Origin of the sequence: Rathayibacter sp. PhB186, assembly GCF_003751825.1 — a bacterium.
GTDB classification, from domain to species: Bacteria; Actinomycetota; Actinomycetes; order Actinomycetales; family Microbacteriaceae; genus Rathayibacter; species Rathayibacter festucae.
Genome location: NZ_RJKO01000004.1, coordinates 40,338 through 62,582, shown reverse-complemented (window position 1 = coordinate 62,582; position 22,245 = coordinate 40,338). Strand labels below are relative to the sequence as shown.

Here is a 22,245-nt window from a genome sequence, read left to right as displayed (position 1 = left end):
CTGAAGCAGGGTGGCTCTCACCTCTCAGCGGCTACGGTGAGCGGGTGGCTGATCCTCGGTGCGCGCTCCTCACCGGGACGGGCCGCTACAGCGACCCGTGGCACCCCTTCGCCGCGACGACACCCGCGGTCGAGGACGCCCTCCGCGACGGGGGGTACCGCGTCGACGTCGCCGACGACGTGGATGCCGCCCTGGCCGCCCTCGCGACCGGGCCGCTCCCCGACCTCCTGGCGATCAACGTGGGACTGCCCCGCGACGGAGCCGACGTGCCCGCACGCGACGCCGCCGTCGGTCTGCGCCGCTACCTCGGCAGCCGGCGACCGCTGCTGGCCGTCCACGTCTCCTCGACGAGCTTCACAGGACTCGACGAGTGGGAGTCCGCACTCGGCGGTCGATGGCTGCGCGGCGTCTCGATGCATCCCGACCAGAGCCTCGCGTCGGTGCGCGTTCGGCCGCATGCGCTGACCGAGGGCATCGACGACTTCACGGTGGACGACGAGCGCTACTCCTACCTGCGCGTCTCACCGGATGTGCAGGTGCTCGCCGCGCACGAGCACGGAGGGATCGAGCATCCGCTCGTGTGGGTCCGCGAGGCCGACGCACAGTTCGGACGCGCCGCGTACGACGCGCTGGGGCACGACGCGCAGTCCTACGCATCCCCGGAGCACCGGCGCCTGCTCCGCCGGCTCGTGCGCTGGCTGCGCGACGGCGCGCGGTCGAGCGTCTCGGCATGAGAGTCGCCCGTCGCTCGACAGCGGCCGCCGGGCGGGATCGAGTGCTGACTGCGCGCCGTCATCGCACCGGGAGGACGACGCCCCGCCTCAGAGCGAGCGACGGCCCTCGATCCACGGTTCGCGCCGGGGCAGCGCGCATTTCTCGAGGCGGCCCGGATTCACGAGGCTGCGACCCACGAGAGTTCTGCAGAGCTGTGCTGAGGTCGATGCTCAGCACACCGGACTCCGGCTCGTCAGCCGAGGCCGAAGGGCTCACAGTGCCGACGCCGTCACCGTCGTGACACCTGCTCGGTGGCGGATCGTCGAGCGCTTCGGAGTGACCGGGAGGCGTCTGCTGGCGCAGAACGGGCCGTCGGCACGGTACCTGGTCGCGATCGAGGGCAACAGGGGCGGTCATGGCGATGCGAGTAGCGTGGCTGGTCCCGACGACGCGGACCGAGTGGCAGGGCTGGATGAAGGAACGGGCCGGAGAGGCTTCGACGCCCTGGGCCGCGGCGGGCACCGTCTCGAGGTCGTATGGTTCTGCTTTGAGGGAAGTGGGTGGCGCATGGCTCCGGTCACTGTCGCGCGGCGGCGCCCGACCATCTACGACGTGGCCGATCGCGCGGGGGTCTCGCACCAGTCGGTGTCGCGCTATGTCAAGGGCACGACCATTCGGGACGCGACCCGCGCCGCCATCGAGGCGGCGATCGAGGAGCTCGGCTTCCGTCCCAATCAGACGGCCCGTGCCCTCGCCACCAACCGCTCCTATCGTCTGGGCGCCCTCGTCTACCAGCTGCACGAGCTCGGGCCGAACCGCATCGTCACCGGAGCCGCGCGGGCGGCGCGCGAGGCGGGGTACCTCCTCGACATCATCAGCCTCGACCCCGAGGACGACGTCGAGATCGCCCATGCCATCGACCTCCTCGAGGACCAGCAGCTCGCCGGAGTGTTCGCGATGGCGCCCACGCGCCGCCTGCGCGATGCGCTCGCCGGCCTCGAGCACCGCGTTCCGTTCCTCCCAGACACCGAGCCGCTCTACGACGGCACTGCCGCGACCGAGAGCCTGAACACCCGCGGCGCGCGGCTCGCGATGGAGCACCTGCTGGGGCTCGGGCACCGCCGCATCCTGCACGTCTCGGGCCCGCGCGACTGGATCTCGGCGATCAACCGCGAGGCCCTCTACCGCGAGGCACTGGAGTCGGCCGGCCTCCCCCTAATGCCGGTGGTGGAGGGGAACTGGACGGCGGAGTCGGGGTACGAGGCGGTCCGCGGCCTCTCCGATCCACTCGAGGCCACGGCGATCTTCGCGGCGAACGACCAGATGGCGATGGGCGTGTTCCGCGCGCTGTGGGAGCGGGGCGTCGACGTCCCCGGCGAGGTCAGCGTGGTCGGCTTCGACGATGTGCCCGAGTCGGCGTTCACGGTGCCGCCGCTGACGACGGTGCGGCTCGACTTCGCCGAGCGCGGCCGATCGGCGGTCGAGCAGCTGATCGGGATGATCGAGGGCCGGGGCGATGCCGAGCACAGCCCGGGGGCTCCCGACGAGGTCGCGCTCGTCGTCCGATCCTCGACCGCCTCCCGGTAGCGGACCACTCCCGCCCTTGCGCTCGATGGCGGGTGCGCCTACTCTCGCAGTTGCGGTTACCGGTAACAGCAACTGTTACCGGTAACCGATCTCACCGACGAGGCGACGTCCGTCGGTCACCCGCCGCCGGCTCCGACAGGGGACCGACGGCCGATCGAAAGCAGTGAACATGCGCTCTCCCTCCCGCCGCGCAGCGACGATGCTGGCGGCTGCAGCTCTCGGCTCCGTCCTGGTGCTGACCGGATGCTCGACGCCGTCGGCCGCACCGGCGGCTGCGGACGTGTCGCAGGACGACATCGACACCGCGATGACGACTCCGACCACCATCACCTTCTGGACCTGGAACGACCTCTCCGCCGAGGTCGCCATGTTCGAGGAGGAGTACCCCGACATCACTGTCGACCTGGTCAACGTGGGCTCGGGCAGCGACTACTACACGAAGCTGCGCAGCGCACTGAAGGCGGGTAAGGGCGCCCCCGACGTCGCGCAGATCGAGTACCACAACATGCCCTCGTTCATCCTCGAGAAGCAGTTCGCCGACCTCACCCCCTACCTCGACACCGACCTCTCGTCGCAGTTCCAGGACTTCGCCTGGGACCAGGTCGCCACCGAGGACGGCATCTGGGGCGTCCCGCAGGACACCGGCCCCCTCGGCCTGCTCTACCGCAACGACATCTTCTCGGCCAACGGCATCACGACCTCGCCCGCCACCTGGGACGAGTTCGCGACCGACGCCGCCACGATCCACGCGGCCGACCCGTCGACGTACATCGCCAACATCTCGCCGAGCAATGCGACCGCGACGCTCGGTCTGTTCTGGCAGGGCGGCGCCACGCCGTTCAGCTACGACGGCGAGCAGACCGTCGGGATCGACCTGACCAGCCCGGAGATGGAGAACGTCGCCGAGTACTGGCAGGGGCTCGTCGACTCCGACCTCGTCTCGACCGACCCCGACTTCACCGACCAGTGGTACCAGGGCCTCGCGAGCGGCAAGTATGCCTCCTGGGTCGCCGCCGCCTGGGGCCCGCAGTTCCTGCAGGGCACCGCGGCCGACACGGCCGGCAAGTGGTCGGCGTCGAAGCTCCCGCAGTGGGAGGAGGGTCAGGACGTCTCCGGCAGCGTCGGCGGATCCGCCAACACGGTCATCGGCACCAGCCAGAACCCGATCCCGGCCGCGAAGTTCGCCGAGTTCATCAACAGCGACCACGACTCCGCGCTCGCCATGGGCAACGACCTGTCCCTGTTCCCCGCGGCCACCTCGGCCCTCGAGGACCCGGCGTTCACCGACGCGCCGGTCGAGTTCTTCGGCGGCCAGAAGACCAACGAGCTCTACTCCGAGATCTCGCCGACGGTCAGCGCCGACTTCCAGTGGCTCCCGTTCATGGACCCGGTGGCCGAGGCCTACCAGGACACCTTCGGCAAGGCGCTCACCGACAAGACCAGCCTGACCGACGCCCTCCAGGCGTGGGACGACCAGGTGACGGAGTACGCGACCAGCCAGGGCTTCACCGTCAAGTAAGAGAGGAGGGCCCCGGGGCGCGAGCTCCGGGGCCCTCTCATCGACCTCCAGCAGGAAGAGCACCATGACCGCACACGCCACCGCTCCGGCGCCGGCCCGCCGCGCGCCCGAGCGCCGGCGCGCGTCGCCCGCGACCCGCCAGAAGACGCTCGCCGCCTACGGCTTCGTCGCACCGTTCATGATCGTGTTCGCGCTCATGCTCGTCGTCCCCCTCGTCTACGCGTTCTGGCTCAGCCTCTACCGCGTGCAGCTCGTCGGCGGGCAGAGCTTCGTCGGCCTCGCCAACTACGCCCGCGCGCTCACCGACCCCGACTTCCTCGGCGGACTCGGACGCGTCGCGCTGTTCCTCGTGCTCCAGGTGCCGGTGATGCTCGCCCTGGCGCTGGTCTTCGCGCTGATCCTCGACACCGGGCGCCTGCGCCTCTCGGGGTTCGTCCGGCTCAGCATCTTCCTGCCGTACGCCATCCCCGGCGTCATCGCGGCGCTGATGTGGGGCTACCTCTACGGGCAGGACTTCGGTCCGTTCGCGCAGATCGCCCGCAGCATCGGGCTGCCGGCGCCCGCGTTCCTCTCGAGCGAGTGGGTGCTCGGCTCGATCGCCAACATCGTGACGTGGTCGTTCGTGGGCTACAACATGATCGTCATCTACGCGGCGCTCCGCTCGATCCCCGAGGAGCTCTACGACGCGGCGAGGATGGACGGCGCCGGAGCGATCCGCGTCGCCTGGAGCATCAAGATCCCGGCGGTCCGCCCCGCCCTGATCCTCTCGGCGATCTTCTCGGTGATCGGCTCGTTCCAGCTCTTCACCGAGCCGCAGCTGCTCAAGGCCATCGCGCCGACCGTGATCGACGGCTCCTTCACCCCCAACCTCTACGCCTACACGTTGGCCTTCGGTCGCAACGAGCTCAACTACGCCGCCGCGGTCTCGTTCCTCCTCGGCTTCGTGATCATGGTCGTCTCGTACGTCGTGCAGCTCAGCACCACCAGGAAGGAGCGGTCGCGATGACTGCCACACTCCCGCCTCCCGCCGCGGTCGCGACAGCAGCGGCCCCGGCCCGCCGGAAGTCCCGCCGACCCCGGTTCGACCGCCCGAGCTTCCCGCTCACGGCGCTGATGCTGCTGGCCGCCGCCTACTTCCTGCTGCCGATCGCGTGGCTCGCCATCGCCTCGACCAAGACCAACAGCGGGCTCTTCAACTCGTTCGGGTTCGCGTTCGGCTCCGACTTCGCGTTCTTCCAGAATGCGGCCGACGTCTTCACACGCGACGGCGGGATCTTCACCCGCTGGCTCCTGAACACCGTGGTGTACGCCGGGGTCAGCGCGGTCGGAGCGACGCTGCTGTCGACGCTCGCCGGCTACGCCTTCGCGAAGTACGCGTTCCGCGGGCAGAAGGCGATGTTCAGCATCGTGCTCGGCGCGATCATGGTGCCGGCCACGGCGCTCGCGATCCCGACGTTCCTGCTCTTCAGCTCGGTCGGGCTCACCGACACCCCGTGGGCGATCATCCTGCCCTCGCTCGTCAATCCGTTCGGTGTCTACCTGATGCTCGTCTACGCGCAGGGAGCGATCGACGACAGCATGCTCGAGGCGGGCCGGATCGACGGCGCGCGCGAGTTCCGCATCTTCCGCACGCTGAGCTTCCGCCTGCTGGCGCCCGGCATGGTGACCGTGCTGCTCTTCTCGCTGGTCGCGACGTGGAACAACTACTTCCTGCCGCTGATCATGCTCAACGACAAGAACCTGCTGCCGCTGACCGTCGGGCTCGCGCAGTGGCAGGCCTCGGCGACCCGCGGCAACGGCGGCGAGGCGCTGTTCTCCTCCGTGCTGACCGGCTCGCTGATCTCGACCCTGCCGCTGATCATCGCGTTCCTGTTCCTGCAGCGGTACTGGCAGTCCGGCCTCACCGCCGGCGGAAGCAAGGGCTGACGCATGGCGCTCAAGTACGGCGGCGACTACAACCCCGAGCAGTGGCCCGAGGAGGTCTGGATCGAGGACGTGCGGCTCATGCAGGAGGCGGGCGTGAATTTCGTCACCGTCGGCGTGTTCTCGTGGGCTCTGCTCGAACCGGAGGAGGGGCGCTACGACTTCGGCTGGCTCGACCGCGTGCTCGATCTGCTGCACGGGGCGGGCATCGGAGTCGACCTCGCGACCGCGACCGCGTCGCCTCCGCCGTGGCTGTTCGCCGCGCACCCCGAGATACTCCCAGAGGACGACCACGGTGTCCGGCGGTGGCCGGGCTCACGGCAGCACTACTCGCCGACGTCGCCCGCCTACCGCTCGCACGCCGCTCGGCTCGTCCGCGCGATGGCTGAGCGCTATGGAGCGCATCCGGCGGTCGTGATGTGGCACATCAACAACGAGTACGGCTGCCACACCAACCTCGACTACTCCGACGATGCGGCGCGGGCGTTCCGCGTGTGGCTCGAGGAGCGCTACGGCGACCTCGACGCGCTGAATGCGGCCTGGGGCACGGCCTTCTGGTCGCAGCACTACACCTCCTTCGAGCAGATCCTGCCGCCGCGCATCGCACCGAACTTCCGCAACCCCGCGCAGCTGCTCGACTTCCGCCGCTTCAGCTCGGACGCGCTGCTCGAGTGCTTCCTGATGGAGAAGGCGATCCTGCGCGAGATCACGCCCGGGATGCCGGTCACCACCAACTTCATCGGGGCGTTCAAGCCGCTCGACTACTGGCGGTGGGCGCCGCACCTCGATGTGATCTCGGACGACAACTACTACGACCCGTTCGAGGAGGCGAGCCCCATGAAGGCAGCGTTCTCGCGCGATCTGATGCGCTCGCTCGGCGGGGGCAGGCCGTGGCTGCTGATGGAGCAGGCCACCTCGCACGTGCAGTGGCGGACGACGAATGCGCGCAAGCCCACCGGGCAGATGCGGTCGATGTCGCTGCAGGCCGTCGCCCGCGGAGCCGACGGGATCAACTTCTTCCAGTGGCGGCAGTCGGTCTCGGGCGCCGAGAAGTTCCACTCGGCGATGCTGCCGCACGGCGGCACCGACACGAGGATCTGGCGCGACGTCGTCGAGCTCGGGGACGCGCTCTCGCGGCTCGGCTCCGTCGAGGGAGCCTCCTCGAGAGCCGACGTCGCGATCGTGCTCGACTGGGACAGCTGGTGGGCGATGGAGGCCGGCGCTCACGCGCAGACCTTCGACTACCTCGCGGGTGTGGAGAGCTGGTACCGCGGGCTGTACGCGCGCAACGTGCCGGTCGACTTCATGCCGCCGTCGCGCAATCCGAGCGGGTACCGCGTCGTCATCGCTCCGCAGCTCTACGTGCTGCCGGTCGAGGACGCTGCGCGGCTCGAGCGGTTCGCCGCCGAGGGCGGGGTGCTGCTCGTGGGGTACTACTCGGGCGTCGTCGACGAGGTCGAGCGGATCCACGACGGCGGCTATCCGGGACCGCTGCGGCGGGTGCTGGGGGTGCGGGTCGAGGAGTTCGCCCCGCTGCTGCTCGAGGGCGCGGTCGACTCGACCGTGGTGGTCGACGGACTCGAGCTCGGTGCGTTCGTGGGAACGGTGTGGTCGGAGATCGTGGTGCCGACCACGGCGACGGTGCTCGCGAGCTTCGTCGGCGGCGATCTCGACGGTCTGCCGGCGGTCACGCGCCGGGTGCACGGCTCCGGAGCGGCCTGGTACGTCGCGACCCAGCCGTCGCCGGAGGGCGTCGACCTGCTGCTCGACGCGGTGCTGACCGCCGCCTCGGTGATCGTGCCACCGGCGGCTCCGGCGGGCGTCGAGATCGTGCGCCGCGGCGACCTGCTGTTCGTGATCAACCAGGGGTCAGCGCCGGTCGACGTGCCGCTCGAGGGCTGGGGCGTCGACTCGGCGGTGCAGCTGCCTCCGTACGGCACCGCCGTGCTCGAGGCGGGCGAGCCCGTCATCGCCGTGTCCGCGCGCTCGACCCTCGTCGAGGAGCGAGCCGACTGACACGCATCACCACGCGGCGGCGCTGGCGTTCCCCCTTCTGTCGGAGTGGCGAGCATGCTCACCGACCGCCACCCGTGGACGTCGACTGATCGATGCCGTTGGAGATCGACCGGCCCGCACCGCAGAGGTCTGCCAGTCAGCCGACGACGCGGAAGGTCGTGGCTACGACTTCGTCCTCGACGAGGGCTGTCCCCGTCCTGACGCTGCCCGGTTGTCCGAGTGACTCCTCCAGGGTGGAGAAGTACTCGAGGTGGCTGCGCAGCCATTGCTCACGATCAGCGACCTCGTGCACGACATACGAGTCCGGAACCATTCCGAGCGGGGCTGTAAGCACCGAGCAGTACTCGATCACGACGGCTACTCGGCCGTCGGAGTCGAGGACGGAGCGGCGGTCCCCGACGGCGGGAACAGGTGAACCCGCCTTCTCGTACGAGGCACGAAGAGTCGTCGATCCCGACTTGGCGCCCGATCGTATCCGCTCGATGAACTCGTCCCGGATGCGACCAGGAGGACCGAACTCCAGCGGCGGTGCGGAGGTGGGGACAGGAGTCGACGCATCGAGGATCCGCTCGCACAGCTCCATCGTCCGGACGTTGCTCCAGGCGTCGCAGTCTGCGCGTCCGTCGAGCGAGAAAGCCTGCAGCTCGTCGACGAATCCGCGCAGATGAAGATCGCGGCCGGCGCCGGACATGGCGCTCTCAGCGGGGGTGAGTGCCTCGGTCGACTCTGTGAGGCGCCCCCAGGACGCTTCGCTCTGCGCGCGATGGATCTCGAGCCGGTGAAGCTCGGTGCTTTGCATCCACCCGCCGTCGGCGTCGACCCGCACGCTCTCGGTTTCTGACGACCGCCCAGGCAGGCCGACCAGTTCGAGAGTGCCGACGGCACCGGACGCCATTGTGACGGAGGCTGCGATCGCTACCCGCGGGCCGTCGGTCGACCGTGTCGCCGAGAGCGACGCCACTTCGCCGAAGAGGAATCGCACGAGATCGACCATGTGGATCGCTGCGAGCGTCAGGAATTCCCTCTCGTTCGCGCAGAAGGGCGTGCTGTCGCAGCCGAACGAGATCGAGAACGAGCGCACGGTCCCGAGCTCCCCTGTGCGCATGCGGTCCCTCAGCTCGCGGTACACGGGTGCGTGCCGCTTCATGAAGGCCACGGAGACGGCGACGCCGGCGGCGTCCGCCGCGCGTGCGACGCGGCGCGCGTCAGCGGAGGTGAGACCGAGGGGCTTCTCGACGAGAACGTCGCAGCCGGCAGCGACGGCAGCAAGAGCGAGGTCGACCTGATCCTCGGGCTGAGCGCAGACGAGCACTCTCCCGACAGCCGGGTCGGCGACGAGACTGACCAGCGAGTCGTGGCCACGGGCATCGCTGCCGAGTTTCTGCAGAGCCTGGGTCGATCGCTCAGCATCGCGGGTGGCCAGCCCCGCGATCGGAACGCCGCCCAGGAGGAGAGCGGGATGGAGGTTCGTGGAGGCGTGGAAGCCTGCTCCGACGAGACCGATCGACCGGAAGGGTCGGTGATTACTGGCTTGGGAGTTCATGACGAGGATCCTTGCGACAACTGCGGGTGAGAACGGGACGAGGACGAGCCTCGCTACTCGTAGAAGTCGCTGCGGAAGGAGTGATCGCCAAAGACCACAGCACTCCGGCTGAGGCGCGCAGGACGGCGGATCACGAGGTCGAGTGTACGGGGCGCCGCGCCGAGACCGGCCGTGGCTGCTCGGCTCACGAACGCGGTGCTCCCGCAACGACGTTCAGGAGAGTCTCGCCGGACTCGAGCCGGTGGATCTGGCGCGACAGGAGGTCCACCAGATCGGCCTGCATCGTCGAGACCCTGCCTCCCACGTGAGGTGCGATCAGGGTGTTCGGGCAGGTCCACAGCGGGTGTCCTGCGGGCAGTGGCTCGGGATCGGTCACGTCCAGCGCGGCGTGCAGCCGACCGGTGCGCAGCTCGGCGATGAGGGCCTCGGTCACGACGACCGGCCCGCGCGCGACATTGACCACGAGCGCCGAGTCGGGAAGAGCTGCGAGGAAGGCGGCGTCGACGAGACCTCGTGTCGAGTCGTCGAGGGGAACCGCGAGGACGAGGACGTCCGCCTCTGGGAGCAACCCCTCGAGACCCGCGCGCTCGACGACGTCACCGGCAGCGTCGGTCCGTGAGCTCCGGCCGACACGGATGACCTGGACGCCGAAGGCGGTGAGCATGCGGGTGACGGCCGTGCCGATCCCGCCGGCACCGACGACGACCGCGCGCTGCCCGCGGAGCCCGAGCGTGAACCGTTGCTCCCACCGCTCCTCGTTCTGAGCCTGGAGGAACCCGGGGAGACCTCGGCGTGAGGCGAGGATGAGAGCCAGCGCCAGTTCTGCCGTGGCTTCCTCGTGAGCGCCGGCCGCGTTGCAGATGGTGGTCGAAGCACCGGCCACCGCGGCGACGCCGTCGTAGCCGATGCTCTGCAGGTGGAGGACATCGACATCCGACTCGGCGACCGGCGCGAGGTCCGCGGCCGGTGCCATGTACGGGGCGATCACCATGTCGATCCGTTCGGCCGGCGCCGGTCCGGTCAGATCCCAGTGCAGCACCTCCGCCGTCGGCGCGCGGAGAGCCAGAGCATCGGTCAGTTCGATGGTCGGGGCGGTGACGGTCGTAGTCATGCTGTGGTGCTCTCTGTGCTGCGCCGGTGACGGCGGATGAGTCCCTCGGTCATCACGAGGCGGAGGTCCGCCCGACCGAGGGAGTAGAGAAGATCGCTGCGGACGCGATCGAGAGTGAGACCTCGAGGATGGGAGACGGTGAAGACGATCAGATCTGCGGCTTTGCCTATTTCGAGGCTTCCGATCCTGTCGTCCCAGGAGAGCGCGCGCGCCCCGTCGATCGTCGCGGCGCGCAGCAGCGCTGCTGCCTCGGGCATCCACGGCCGCTCGTGGCGGATGCGCTGCAGCAGGGAGGCCTGCCGCGCTTCGTGGAGGACGTCCTGGCCGTTGTTGCTGAGCATGCTGTCGGTCCCGAGGCCCACGGTGATGCCACGGTCCCTCATCGCGAGCAAGGGCGCGATGCCGGAGGCGAGCTTCGCGTTGCTCGTGGGGCAGTGCGCCACTGCCGCTCCCCGCTCTGCTATGAGATCGAGATCGTCGTCGTCCAGCCAGACGCCGTGCGCGAGGAGCGTGCCGGGACGCAGCGCTCCCGTCGCGTCCAGCCAGCGCGCCGGACTCAGTCCCGTCGCGTTGCGCAGTTCCTCTGCTTCGCGCTGCGTCTCGGCGAGATGGATCACGAACGGGAGCCCTCGTTGCCTAGCCTCCGCATCGATTTCGCGGACGAGATCGGGCGTGCAGGAGTACGGGGCGTGCGCTCCGAGGTAGAAGCGAGCCAGCGGATCGCCGGAGTGAGCGGCCATGGCCGCGTCCGTCTCTTCGAGCGCGAGTGGCCAATTCGGTCGGCCTACCGGTCGGAGCTCCGGGGAGTTCGCGAGCGCACCGGAGAGGCTCCTCAGGCCGCGCGAAGACGCAGCGTCGGAGAACTCTCCTGCGCCGTACCGGGTGCAGTCGCACGCGCAGGTGACGCCCGCATCGAGCATGGCGTCGACCGCGATGGCGGCTCCGCGGCGGACGTCTTCGACGGAGAGAACGGACGTGTGAGGGGCGATCGCGGCCACCCAGCCGGGGAAGTCCTGGTCGTCCGCGAGCCCGCGCCAGGTCGAGAGCCCTGCATGCGTGTGCGTGTTGACCATGCCCGGGAGGACGACGCTGCCGGAGCCGTCGAGAACACGTGCACCGGACGGGCGTTCCGGGGCAGCGTCCGCAGGGCCGACCCAGGCGATGTCGGCGCCGTCGATGAGGACGGTGCCGTCCACGTAGGCGTCGTCCTCGGCGTTCATCGTGAGGACGACGGCGTGCTCGATGACGGTGATCATCGGATGCCGCGTCCGTGGAAGTCGAGCGAGCTCGCCGGGCGGAAGGATTCTGCTCGCTGCGCCCCCGGGGAGAGCTCGAACGGCGAGACGGCGGTACCGCGTGGTGCGACCGATCCGGAGTCGAGGTCGAGTGCGACATCGTGACCCGGAAGCACGGTGTCGGCTCCGGCGATGATGCGGCGCGCACTCTCGATCCATGCGTCGTCGTCGGTGGTCGGGCCCGACGGCGATCCAGCGGCGATGTCGGCCCGACCTTTGATCGCATCACCGGTCACAAGGGTGCGTTCCTCCGCGTCGACGAGCACCGAGATCGAGCCGGGGGTGTGGCCCGGGGTGTGCAGGACGACGACACCCGGCGTGAGGAGCAGCTCGGCCACTGTGCAGGCCTTGAGTCCGGCGTGATCAGCGACCGCTGCAGTGATCTGGGCCGAGTATCCCGCACCGTGCGGACTCTGAGTCGCGTGAGCGAGCTCCGCCTCGTGCACGACGAGGTCGGCCCGAGGGAAGAGCTCTGCGTTGGCGGCGTGGTCGAAGTGCAGGTGAGTGAGGACCACCGTGTCGATGTCCTCGAAGCGAAGGCCGGCGGCTGCAAGACCGCTCTCGAGACCGGGGCGATCGCCGAGTCCGCCCGTGTCGATCAGGATCCGTCGTTCTCCGGACGAGACGAGGGCGACCGTCGAGACGCCGGCGAAGCCTCTGCTCGAGGTCACGGGCGCCCCGGCGAGCAGGACATCGACGCGCGGGCGGATCATGCCGCCGATTCCGGCATCCGCCAGTCGTCGAGCCAGTCGGGGCGCTCCCCGAAGTAGGCGGAGTCCAGCGAGGCGTGGCAGGAGCAGTCCGCCTGGTGGTCGATCATCCCGGCAGCTCCTGCGATCGCGTCCTCGACGCGCTCGTGCAGCCCCGAGCTGTAGTAGAAGTCGTTCATCGCTGCGTGATTGACCTCCGGGGCGAGTCCGGAGCCCCAGTTGATGATGGGGGCGATCGATGCGAAGCACAGCCCCGCCTCCTTCGCCAGGATGGTCTCGGTCGCAACGGGGGTCCCCACGATGTCACCGCCCTCGCGAGCGAGCGCCCTGACCTCGGCCGGAGTCTCGAGTCGCGGTCCTTGGAAGCACGCGAACGTCCCGACCGGGAAGTACCGCTCGGTCAGTGCCGCTGTCGCATCGATCAGAGGGCTTCGGATGCGGTGGCAGAAGGGAGTCGTCATGTCGACTCGCACCCAGGCGTCGAGTTCGTCGAAGAAGGAGCTCTTGCGCCCTTGCGTGCGATCGAGGAGATCGTCGGAGATGACGATGTCCCCGGGCCGCAGCATGCGGTTGAGCGAGCCGATCGCGTTCTGGGAGATCACCGACCGCGCGCCCAAGGAGCGCAGCGCCCAGATGTTCGCGCGGTAGTTGATCTTGTGACTCGGAATGCTCAGCTGGGGCCCGTAGCGCTCGAGTGCCACCGTCGGTACGCCGGCTACTTCGCCGGTCACGACGATCGCTTCGCCGAACGGGGTGGGAACGGTCCGGGACCGCGCGTCGGCGATCAGGCGATCGCTGAGACGACTCGTGATGAGGGCGAGAGGGTACGTCATGGTGTCCTTCGGGATCGCGGTGGCACGTGGTGAGAGGGACCCCTCCTGAAGAGAGGGAGGGGTCCCGGTCGTCAGGAGGCGTCGTCGAGGAGCGAGGTCGAGTCGCCGTAGACCTCGTCCAGAACGGACTGGTCGAGAATGTCGTCGACTCCGGGGACGTCGGTCATGCCGTAGAGGTCGACGAGAGACTCGGTGATCGGGCCGGAGATCTTCTCCGGGTCGACGCGGAGAAGACCGTGCTGGTCGGTGTACTCGCTGTTCATCGCCTCGGCGAGATCCTCCGCCTGGAGCTGTGCCGACTCAGGATCCTGGCCGAGGTCGGCACCGTAGACGTTCACCGATGCCTCGGCGACGGCGGTGGGGTCGGCTTCAGCGCGCTCAGCACCCTTCGTCAAGCCGCGCATGAAGCCGACGACGGTGTCGCGATCGGAGTCGAGGAACTCGCGCGTGGTGATGATGTAGATGTTGTAGTCCGGGAAGCCCAGCGACTCGGCGCTGAGCCAGTCGGTCTCGTAGCCCTGCAGCTCGAGTTCGACAGGCTGGCTCGTCTGGAAGGCGCCGATTCCGCTGACCTGGCCCTGGACGAGTGCATTGGCGTCCGAGGTGGCGATCGCGGACCACGAGTCGGGATCGATCCCCTCCTTGACCATCGCCTTCTTGTAGCGATCGGCGGCGGCGGGATCGATTCCGAGCGTGCGGCCCTCGAAGTCCTCGAGGCTCTCGATCGGGTCGTCGGAGAGCGAGACCACACCGCTGAGCGTGGTCTGGATGACTGCGCCGAGGACGACGATGTCGGTTCCGGCCTGCTGTGCCGAGACGATCGAATACAGGTCGTCCGAGGTCGCGATCTGCGCCGTTCCGCCGGCCAGTGCCTGCTCGCCCTTGATCGCGTTGGATCCGCCAGGAGCGAGGTTCACGGTGAGCTCCTCGTCGGCCCAGTAGCCCTCCTGGTCGGCGAGCTCGAACGCGCCGAACTGAGGATTCAGCACCCAGCCCAGCTGCACGTCCACAGTGGTGGAGCCGGGAGCGGACTCGGTCGTGCCGGCCGAGCACGCAGCGAGGCCGACGGTGAGGACACCGACGGCAGCCGCCGTCGTGATGGTGCGCAGAAGGCTCGGTCGAGTGATTGTCACGATGGTGGTCCTTTCGAGGACAGGGGAAGGAGAGGGGAACAGGAAGGGCGATCTTCCGCGCACCACGGCGGGTGCGGGTCGGTCGAGCGGCAGGACGGTCGATCAGGCGAAGCGGGAGGCGACGCGTTGAGCCAAGGCGTGGAAGAGTGCGTAGCTGAGTGCGGAGAGCAGCGTGGCGAGGATCGCGATCCCCCACGGCATCGCGGGATTCGAGAACTCGCGGCGAGCGAGGGCGAAGAGACCGCCGAGGCCCCAGCCGCCCTGCAAGTACTCCGTCGCGAAGCTGCCGAGGATCGCCAACGTCGCTCCGAGCTGAAGGGCGACGAAGAGGCTGGGAAGTGCGGCGGGCAGAGCGACATGGCGCAGGAGCTGTCCTCGCGTAGCGCCCAGGGCGGCCATCACCTGCACGGAGCTGCCGGGAGGCGAGGCGAGCGCGGTCCCCACGATCACGTAGGTGGGGAACAGCGTCGAGAGCGTGGTCAAGGTGATCACCGCCCCGTATCCGTAGCCGACGAGTCCGGAGACCACCGGGATCAACGCCGTCATCGGGATCGCCTGCAGGAAGTAGACCAGGGGGCGCGACGCGGCGTCCGCCGATGCGGACCACCAGGCCGCGACGGCGAGCACAAGGGCGATCACGGTTCCCAGCAGCAGCCCCCCTGCGGCCGTGAGGATCGTCTGCCCGAGTGCGAGCGTGTACCGGTCTCGGGAGACCCACAGGTCGCCGAGGACGACGAACGGGTCGGGAGCGATGATCGCGGGCACGGAGAGCACGCGGACGACGAGCGCCCAGAGCAGGATGATCGACAGGACGAGCGCGAGCCAGCCCAGCATCGGGCGGACGTCGAGCCGACGAGGAGGGACCACCGCGAGAGCACGCGTCGCGGTCACGCGGCCAGGATCGAGCCGCGTCATGAGAACCTCCGTGCGGTGATCCGGGAGAGGGCGCCGGCGACGATCAGGAGCACGATCGCGAGCGCTGTGGCGACGAGGGCGGCCGACCAGAGCAGGTCGACCTGGAAGCGCTGCCAGGAGACCTGGATGAGCACGCCGAGGCCGGTCGAGGACCCGAACCACTCCCCGAACATGGTGCCGAGGAGGGCGTTGGGGGCTGCGAGCCGGAGGCCGTCGACGAACCCCGGGAGAGCAGCCGGCGCCTGCACGTAGCGGAACAGGGCCAGACGTGAGCCTCCGGTGGTTCGGACGTAATCGGCACTCGGGCGTGGGGCGGTGAGGAAGCCGCTCGACGTCGTCACGAAGACAGCGAAGAAGACGCCGAGCGTGCCGACCACGACCGGCACGCGAGCGACCCCGAAGAGCGTGACGAGAATCGGCGAGAGGATGACTGCCGGTACGGCGTCCAGGAGGGACGCGAGGCGATGCACTGATCGTTCTGCTCGCGGGATCAGCAGCTGCAGGAGGGCGGCGCCGACGCCGAGCACCACGCCGAGCAGGAGCGCGATCCCGGCTTGCGGCAGGGTCGCCGCGAGCGCGCGGCCGATGATCCCGTTGAGTACCGGATCGCTCATGCCGACGACGATCGAGGACGGGGTGGGCAGACGCGCGCCGAGAGCTCCGCTCGCTGCGATCGCCTCCCAGGCGAGGAGTGAGAAGACGGCGCCGACGGCGCCGATGGCGGTCCGCGCGGCGGGGCGCGTCGGGCGCCGGTCGATGAGGTAGCGGCTCATGCGGCGTCCGTGCGATCGCGGCCGTCGAGGGCTGCCGTCAAGCTGTCGACGAGCTCGTGGAACTCGGGCGATCGAGCGATCTCCTCACCTCGAGGCCGAGGGAAGTCGACGACTCGCTCGAAGAGGACCCGTCCCGGGCGCCCCGTCATCACGACGATGCGATCGGCGAGGCTGACCGCTTCCTCGACCGAGTGGGTGACGAGGACCGTCGTGACGGCCTCCGCCATCCAGATCCGCTGCAGCTCGCCGTTCAGATGACGCCTGGTCACCGCGTCCAGCGCCCCGAACGGCTCATCGAGGAGAAGCAGCTCGGGGTGAAGCATCAGGGCGCGGGCGATGGAGACGCGCTGACGCATCCCCCCGGAGAGCTGCGAGGGTCGAGCGTCGGCGAAGCGGGACAGTCCGACCAGAGCCAGGAGCTCGTCGATGCGCTTCTCATCGACCGGGCGTCGCGCGACCTTGAAGGGCAGCCGCAGGTTCTCGCGCACGGACGCCCACGGCAGGAGGGCGTGGTCTTGGAAGGCGACGCCGACGCGATGGTCTTTCACCATCGCTGCTGGCGCGGCGCCCTCGATCCGGACCGATCCCGATCCGATCGTCTCGAGGCCGGCCAGGGCGCGCAGGAAGGTCGACTTGCCGCAGCCCGAGGGGCCGAGGATCGCCACGAACTCGCCCGCTGCGGCGGAGAAGTCGAAGCCGTCGAGAGCGCGCACACTCTCCCGCTTCTTGACCTGGTACTCGACGACGACATCGACCGCCGAGACCATCGGCGGGACGACACTCCGGGCATCCGTCGCCTGCATCGCGTCCATCTGTCTCCTCCTGGTCCGGTGTCCACCGCATCGGGCAGCCCGACCTCAGGAACGGTACGCAGGAGAAATGCCTCCGGAAGGCTGAGCAACGAGACCGTAACGACTCGAAACAGGACCGTAACCAGAACGGAACGGTTGTTCCGCATCATGGAACTATGACCGATCGATCCTCGAGCTCGAACTCCGTCCAGTCCGTCGATCGAGCGGTCAGCATCGTGGAGGTGATCGGCGACCGCGGCGGAACGGCGAGCCTCGCGGACATCAGCTCGGCACTCGGGCTGCCGAAGGCGACGATCCACCGGATCGCCGCGACCCTGACCGACCGCGGCTACATCCGCCAGCTCGACGACCGTCGCTACGCACTCGGACCCGGGCTGATCCGGATCGGAGAGCGCGCTAGCCGGCTGCTCGGGACGTGGGCTCTTCCCGAGCTGACTGCCCTGGTGGATGAGCTCGGCGAGACGGCGAATCTCGCCTCTCTCGACGGGAGCATGGTGACGTACATCGCTCAGGTCCCCAGCCGCTACTCGATGCGAACCTTCACCGAGGTCGGACGTCGCGTGCATCCGCACTCCTCCGGCGTGGGAAAGGCCCTTCTGGCCGCCCTGCCGGACGAGCGGATCCGCGGAGTGCTCGCTGACAGCGGCATGCCCCGATACACGGACACCACGATCACCGACGTCGAGTCGTTCATGGCGGAGATCACCATGGTGCGACAACGGGGGTTCGCGGTCGATGAGGGAGAGTACGAGACCGGGTCCCGCTGCTTCGCTGTCGCCGCACCGTCGACCTCGATCGCCGTCGCCCTCTCGGTGTCCGGTCCGGCGCACCGTGTCGCTCTCGAGAACAGCGAGCGCTGGGTGGCGGCACTGCACGCTTCAGCGCTCAGGCTCGCCGCGACGCTCGACGGCTGACGCTCGTCACGAGCGCGAGCACGCACGGTCGCGGGTCGGCGTCAGTGCTGAAGCACACCCTTCCGCTCGTCGCCGAGTGAAACTGGGTCGAGGAACCAGACATCGTATGGGCTCACCAGCAGCCCCTCATTGAGCCGGTTCAGCTCGGCGAGCGGAGCTCCGGAAGCGTGAGCGTCGAGGTCCGCTCGCGTGCTCCAGCGTTCGATCATCACGACGGTGTCGCCGCCCTGCTCGAGATGCGCGGCGTAGAGCTCACAGCCCTGCTCCTCATGAACGAGAGGTGACACCTGTCGGAAGGACTCGATGATGCGGCCACCGCAGCCGGGTTTCCCGGTGAGGATCGCCACCACGTGGACAGGCCGCTCCTGCTCCCCCACCTCAGACGCTCCGGAAATCGATGCCGAGCAGAGAGGCAGCGGCCCGGTAATCGCCTGCTCGATGGCCGATCGAGAGCGACCAGTGGTGGCCGACGCCTGTCGCGGACCAGTCGTCGACCCATTCGCCGGGATCCCGGCCGAAGTCGACCCGGCTCGTGGTGTTCCCGATCGCGAGGAGCGGGCCGGGGACGACCTGCCCTTCGGAGGCGATGAAAGAGAGGCGCCCGTCGGCGTCCTGGCCGAGGCCGAGGAGGGTGACGGGTCCGTGCTGCACGTCGAACTCGACGGAGATCCCCCAGCCGCGCTTGCCGTGGTACGTCCCGAGGCCGCGCAGGAGGGGGTCGCGCGAGGAGACAGCGAGGTGCGCGGGGCCGTCATGGCCCATCTCGACGACGCCGTCGTCGAAGTTCAACGCCTGGATCTCGCAGAACGAGCCGCCCGCGCCGATCACCTGCGTCGCGAGCTGCGCGACGGTGGTTCGCAGCTCGTACTCGCCGGTGACCGGAAGACCACGCGCGGTGAGGAGTGAAGCGCCAAGGATCATTCCGGCTCCGAGCCGCTCGTGCTGCTCACCGTCGAGGCCACGGTGGTAGTAAGCGAGAGTGTCGAGCTCGAAGTCCTCGACGAGGCGATCGAGCCCGACCGACACCTGCGCACCCCACGCGAAGTCCTCCTCCGAGACCGAGTCGTCGAGAGTGAACAGCTCGCGCGCGAGAGCCATCCGGTCCTCGACCTCCGTGGCGGTGACCTTCTCGACTCGGACCCGCAGGTCGTCGAACTCGAGCACTTCGACATGCGAGCCGAAGGTGACCGGGAGCAGGGTGAGATCGGTGGAGACGTCGAGCATTCCCGGGTAGAGGTGACCCATCAGCCCGTGGCGGGCATGGCGCACGGCCGCTCTGATGTGCGCGGCGTTGATCCACTGCTCGATGCGCCGCCATGCGGACTCCTGCTTCAGGTAGCCGGAGACCGAGCGGAACGGGATGCCCGCGCGCCGGAAGACGTTGCCCACCTCGGGGACCGGGCACTGCCCGCAGTAGGCGAGCCACGCGCCGGTGTCGAAGGAGGCGTGGTCCATCTTCTCGGTGGGCTGGAGATCAATGACCAGCACCGGGGTCTTCGACCGCTGTGCGATCGGCAGCACCATCGACGAGGTGAGGTAGGTCGTGAGGAACAAGACGATCAGGTCGCAGTCCGCGAGACGAAGCTTTTCCGCAGCCGCGCCACCCTCCTGGGCGTCGGAGATGAAGCCGACATCGACCACTTCGGCGTCCATCGCTGCGAAACGCTCCGAGACGTAGCGGGATGACGCCTGCAGCTGCGGGAGCAGCTCGGGGAACTGCGGCCAGTAGGTCCCGAGGCCGCCGGCGACGAGGCCGATGCGGGTTCGGCGGCGCTGGACCGGCGGCAGGAGTGCAGGAATCGGCTTCGAGAGGTCGGGCATCATTCTTCCGTTCGAACGTTCAATCGATTAAATGTGGAGCACAGAGGAGTGCTTGCGGCGCGAGCTCGGCGTTGCGATCTAAGGGCGAGTCGTGCTGCGGGGTACGAGACCGGGCTGGAAGACGGTGGCGCGGTGCCGGTGGCTGCGGCCTTCGCTGATCTCCTCGAGGAGGCGGAGCACGGCTGTGCGGCCCATCTCCTGCTTCGGCTGACCGATCGTGGTGAGCCGCAGCGCCTCCTCCGTGCCGAGTGCGAGGTCGCCGTAGCCGACGACGGTGACGTCGGCGGGTGCATGCAGTCCCTCGGAGGCGAGTCCGCGCAGGACCCCGACGGCGAGCTGGTCGTTCGTGCAGAACACGCGACGAGGCAGATCCGATCGAGCGATGCGGATGCCGACGGCGACGCCCTCCTCGATCGTCATCTCCGGCACTTCGATCTCGGTCAGGGCCGATCCCGGATCGGCGGTGGCGAGTGCACGCGCGGCGCCGCGGTGGCGGTCCTCGCACTGCGTGATCGATCGCGATCCGTTCACAAGGGTGATCCCGACACCGGGCTGGGTGAGGAGGTGCTCGATGGCGAGCTGGCCTCCGAGTACGTCGTCCGTCGAGACCGAGCACATGGTCGACTCGTCGGCTTTCCGGTCGACCAGGATGAGTCGCGCTCCGACCACCTGCAGTTGCGAGAGCCGGGAGGGATCCGCTGTGACGGGGACGACGAGCGCACCGGCAGCGCGGTGCTCGGCGAGGATGTCGAAGTGGCGGAGCTCCTTGTCGGGATCCTCGTGACTGACGCACAACGACACGGCGTAGCGCTCCCGGTCCGCGGCCTCGACGACGGCGTCGACGATGGCGGCGTAGAACGGGTTGACGACATCCGGGATGACGAGCCCGATGAGGCGGCTGCTCCCCGTTCGCAGCGTCGCCGCAGCTCGATTCGGGACGAAGTCGAGCTCGTCGATGGCCGCCCTGACTTTGGCCTGAGTATCGTCGGAGACCAGATGCGGGCGGTTGATGACGTTGGAGACGGTCGCGGTCGACACGCCTGCTAGACGAGCGACGGCAGCCACGCCGATGTCGCCGGCGCCTCTCACGGCCTACGGCTCTCGCTGATCAGAGCCAGCTGATCCTCGAGGTGGAAGGCCTCCTCGAGCGGAGTGAAGCCCTCGTCCGGTGCTCCATCGAGCTCGAGGAAGAACTCCGCCATCTCCGACTGCCACCGGGCGTTGACCTCCGTCTCGGCCATCCCGGAGAGCGCTGCGTCAAGGTCCTGTGTCTCGAAGTAACCGACCAGGAGCCCGTCGTCGCGGACGAACAGCGAATAGTTGTGCCAGCCGTTCGCCGCCAGGGCGTCGAGCATGTCAGCCCAGACGGCGGCGTGGCGACGCTTGTACTCCGTCAGCCGTGCCGGATCCAACTGGAGAGTGAAGCAGATGCGCTTCATCGCGAGCTCCCGGGGGTCGAGGTGCTGCAGGGGCGAGCGCGCCGGAGTGCGCCCGCCTCTGCTTCTGGGTCAGAAGGAGATGTAGTCGTACTGGTCGATGTTCTCGGCGTCGAACTTGAGCAGCTCGCCGACGATGACCAGGCCGTCTTCTCCCACGGTGTAGGAGCCGAGCTCCCCTGCGTCGAACGTATCGCCCTCGGCGCCGGTGATGGTGCCGTCGAGCAGCGCCTTTCCCGCGAACGCCGTGAGGTAGCCGACCTGCGACGGGTCCCACAGGGCGAAGGCGGTGACGGTGCCGTCCTCGATGTACTCCTTCATCTGGCCGGGCAGCCCCAGTCCGACGAGGGCGACCTTCCCCTTGTACTCCGACGTGGAGAGGTAGCGGGCAGTCGCGGCGATCCCGACCGTGGTGGGCGAGATGATGCCCTTCAGGTCCGGGTACGACTGGAGCAGGCCCTGGGCCTCCTGGAACGACTTGGTGTCGTCGTCGTCGCCGTAGACGGTGGTGACGAGGTCCCACTCGTAGTCCGGGTTCTCGGCGATCTGCTCCTCCATCGCGGCGATCCAGGCGTTCTGGTTCGGCGCAGCGGCTGTGGCGGACAGTACCGCGATCTCGCCTGTCCCGCCGATCTGGTCGTAGAGCTGCTCGAGCTGGCCCGCGGCGACGCCCTCGACGGAGGTCTGGTTGATGAACAGGTCGCGGCATTCGGTCGCTGAGTCGGAGTCGAAGGTGATGATCTTCGCGCCGCCGGCACGGGCGTCCTCGAGTGCGGGGCAGACGGCGTCGGGGTCGTTCGGCGAGACAGCGATGATCTGCGTGCCGTTCTGGACCTCGGTCTGGATGAACGGGATCTGGCTGTCTGCGCCCGCGTCCAGAGCGGCGGCCTCGTTGTAGGTGAAGCCGAGCTCCTCGGCTGCGTCCTTCGCGCCGGAGAGCTCGAGGCTGATGTAGGGGTTGTTCAGGTTCTTGGGGATGAACGTGATGCTCGCGCCGTCGCTCGAGCCGGATCCTCCCTCGGAGGTGCCTGCGTCACCGCCGGCACAGGCGCTGAGGGTGAGGGCGAGCGCTGCTGCGGCCGCGATCGCTGCTGCCGCACGGCCGGGTCGGCGCGGCGTGGAGTGAGTGAACATCGTTGTTTCTCCTTGGTGGTGGGTTGTGTCTCGGAAGGGGGGCGGTGGGGAAGCCG

General features: G+C 68.8%; 21 protein-coding genes. 7 read left to right on the top strand and 14 right to left on the bottom strand.

What is annotated here, in order from left to right; translation table 11 throughout:
- Window positions 1-44 precede the first annotated feature (44 nt).
- The 6 genes from EDF45_RS12110 to EDF45_RS12085 all read left to right on the top strand — a co-directional run bounded on the left by EDF45_RS12110 (window position 45) and on the right by EDF45_RS12085 (window position 7,759).
- Complete coding sequence (locus tag EDF45_RS12110) at window positions 45-734, top strand: ThuA domain-containing protein (RefSeq protein WP_123736508.1); 690 nt, start codon at window positions 45-47, stop codon at window positions 732-734.
- A 547-nt stretch (window positions 735-1,281) separates the two neighbouring features.
- Window positions 1,282-2,301: a substrate-binding domain-containing protein gene (locus EDF45_RS12105; RefSeq protein WP_123736509.1), complete on the top strand. Its 1,020-nt coding sequence runs from the start codon at window positions 1,282-1,284 to the stop codon at window positions 2,299-2,301.
- Between the two features lie 169 nt (window positions 2,302-2,470).
- The gene (locus tag EDF45_RS12100; RefSeq protein ID WP_123736577.1) at window positions 2,471-3,820 is read left to right on the top strand and encodes an ABC transporter substrate-binding protein; all 1,350 of its coding nucleotides are present in this window, start codon (window positions 2,471-2,473) and stop codon (window positions 3,818-3,820) included.
- A gap of 64 nt (window positions 3,821-3,884) precedes the next feature.
- Complete coding sequence (locus EDF45_RS12095) at window positions 3,885-4,826, top strand: carbohydrate ABC transporter permease (RefSeq protein WP_123736510.1); 942 nt, start codon at window positions 3,885-3,887, stop codon at window positions 4,824-4,826.
- Window positions 4,823-5,746 carry a carbohydrate ABC transporter permease gene (locus EDF45_RS12090; RefSeq protein ID WP_123736511.1) on the top strand — a complete coding sequence of 308 codons (924 nt, stop codon included), beginning with the start codon at window positions 4,823-4,825 and terminating at the stop codon, window positions 5,744-5,746. The genes EDF45_RS12095 and EDF45_RS12090 overlap by 4 nt, the downstream gene beginning before the upstream one ends.
- A 3-nt stretch (window positions 5,747-5,749) precedes the next feature.
- On the top strand, window positions 5,750-7,759 hold the full coding sequence (locus EDF45_RS12085) for a beta-galactosidase (RefSeq protein WP_123736512.1): 2,010 nt from the start codon (window positions 5,750-5,752) through the stop codon (window positions 7,757-7,759).
- A 136-nt stretch (window positions 7,760-7,895) separates the two neighbouring features.
- Here the strand turns inward: EDF45_RS12085 and EDF45_RS12080 are convergent, their stop codons facing one another.
- From EDF45_RS12080 to EDF45_RS12040, 9 genes are all read right to left on the bottom strand, one after another.
- Window positions 7,896-9,302 (bottom strand): Gfo/Idh/MocA family oxidoreductase, encoded by a 1,407-nt coding sequence (locus EDF45_RS12080; protein ID WP_123736513.1) that lies wholly within the window; start codon window positions 9,300-9,302, stop codon window positions 7,896-7,898.
- Between the two features lie 184 nt (window positions 9,303-9,486).
- The gene (locus tag EDF45_RS12075) at window positions 9,487-10,413 is read right to left on the bottom strand and encodes an NAD(P)-dependent oxidoreductase (RefSeq protein ID WP_123736514.1); all 927 of its coding nucleotides are present in this window, start codon (window positions 10,411-10,413) and stop codon (window positions 9,487-9,489) included.
- On the bottom strand, window positions 10,410-11,609 hold the full coding sequence (locus EDF45_RS12070; RefSeq protein ID WP_185020165.1) for an amidohydrolase family protein: 1,200 nt from the start codon (window positions 11,607-11,609) through the stop codon (window positions 10,410-10,412). The genes EDF45_RS12075 and EDF45_RS12070 overlap by 4 nt, the downstream gene beginning before the upstream one ends.
- Before the next feature lie 56 nt (window positions 11,610-11,665).
- Window positions 11,666-12,421, bottom strand: coding sequence for an N-acyl homoserine lactonase family protein (locus EDF45_RS12065; protein WP_123736516.1), 756 nt, complete (start codon window positions 12,419-12,421; stop codon window positions 11,666-11,668).
- Window positions 12,418-13,251 (bottom strand): MTAP family purine nucleoside phosphorylase, encoded by an 834-nt coding sequence (locus EDF45_RS12060; RefSeq protein ID WP_123736517.1) that lies wholly within the window; start codon window positions 13,249-13,251, stop codon window positions 12,418-12,420. Before EDF45_RS12060 ends, EDF45_RS12065 begins: the two co-directional genes overlap by 4 nt.
- A 71-nt stretch (window positions 13,252-13,322) precedes the next feature.
- The gene (locus EDF45_RS12055; protein WP_185020163.1) at window positions 13,323-14,384 is read right to left on the bottom strand and encodes an ABC transporter substrate-binding protein; all 1,062 of its coding nucleotides are present in this window, start codon (window positions 14,382-14,384) and stop codon (window positions 13,323-13,325) included.
- A gap of 102 nt (window positions 14,385-14,486) precedes the next feature.
- On the bottom strand, window positions 14,487-15,275 hold the full coding sequence (locus tag EDF45_RS12050) for an ABC transporter permease (RefSeq protein WP_185020162.1): 789 nt from the start codon (window positions 15,273-15,275) through the stop codon (window positions 14,487-14,489).
- 20 nt (window positions 15,276-15,295) lie between these two features.
- Window positions 15,296-16,072 (bottom strand): ABC transporter permease, encoded by a 777-nt coding sequence (locus EDF45_RS12045; RefSeq protein ID WP_123736520.1) that lies wholly within the window; start codon window positions 16,070-16,072, stop codon window positions 15,296-15,298.
- Complete coding sequence (locus EDF45_RS12040) at window positions 16,069-16,884, bottom strand: ABC transporter ATP-binding protein (protein WP_221181123.1); 816 nt, start codon at window positions 16,882-16,884, stop codon at window positions 16,069-16,071. The genes EDF45_RS12045 and EDF45_RS12040 overlap by 4 nt, the downstream gene beginning before the upstream one ends.
- Before the next feature lie 155 nt (window positions 16,885-17,039).
- Between EDF45_RS12040 and EDF45_RS12035 the strand changes: the two genes are divergently transcribed.
- On the top strand, window positions 17,040-17,798 hold the full coding sequence (locus tag EDF45_RS12035; protein WP_123736521.1) for an IclR family transcriptional regulator: 759 nt from the start codon (window positions 17,040-17,042) through the stop codon (window positions 17,796-17,798).
- Window positions 17,799-17,839: 41 nt separating this feature from the next.
- Here the strand turns inward: EDF45_RS12035 and EDF45_RS12030 are convergent, their stop codons facing one another.
- The 5 genes from EDF45_RS12030 to EDF45_RS12010 form a co-directional block, all read right to left on the bottom strand.
- Window positions 17,840-18,175: a putative quinol monooxygenase gene (locus EDF45_RS12030; RefSeq protein WP_185020161.1), complete on the bottom strand. Its 336-nt coding sequence runs from the start codon at window positions 18,173-18,175 to the stop codon at window positions 17,840-17,842.
- Between the two features lies 1 nt (window position 18,176).
- Window positions 18,177-19,619: an L-fucose/L-arabinose isomerase family protein gene (locus tag EDF45_RS12025; protein ID WP_221181124.1), complete on the bottom strand. Its 1,443-nt coding sequence runs from the start codon at window positions 19,617-19,619 to the stop codon at window positions 18,177-18,179.
- 78 nt (window positions 19,620-19,697) lie between these two features.
- Window positions 19,698-20,684 (bottom strand): LacI family DNA-binding transcriptional regulator, encoded by a 987-nt coding sequence (locus EDF45_RS12020; RefSeq protein WP_260312193.1) that lies wholly within the window; start codon window positions 20,682-20,684, stop codon window positions 19,698-19,700.
- Window positions 20,685-20,704: 20 nt separating this feature from the next.
- Window positions 20,705-21,058, bottom strand: a complete 354-nt coding sequence (locus EDF45_RS12015; RefSeq protein WP_123736524.1) for an L-rhamnose mutarotase — start codon at window positions 21,056-21,058, stop codon at window positions 20,705-20,707.
- Between the two features lie 69 nt (window positions 21,059-21,127).
- Window positions 21,128-22,189, bottom strand: coding sequence for a rhamnose ABC transporter substrate-binding protein (locus EDF45_RS12010; RefSeq protein WP_123736525.1), 1,062 nt, complete (start codon window positions 22,187-22,189; stop codon window positions 21,128-21,130).
- Between the last annotated feature and the right edge of the window lie 56 nt (window positions 22,190-22,245).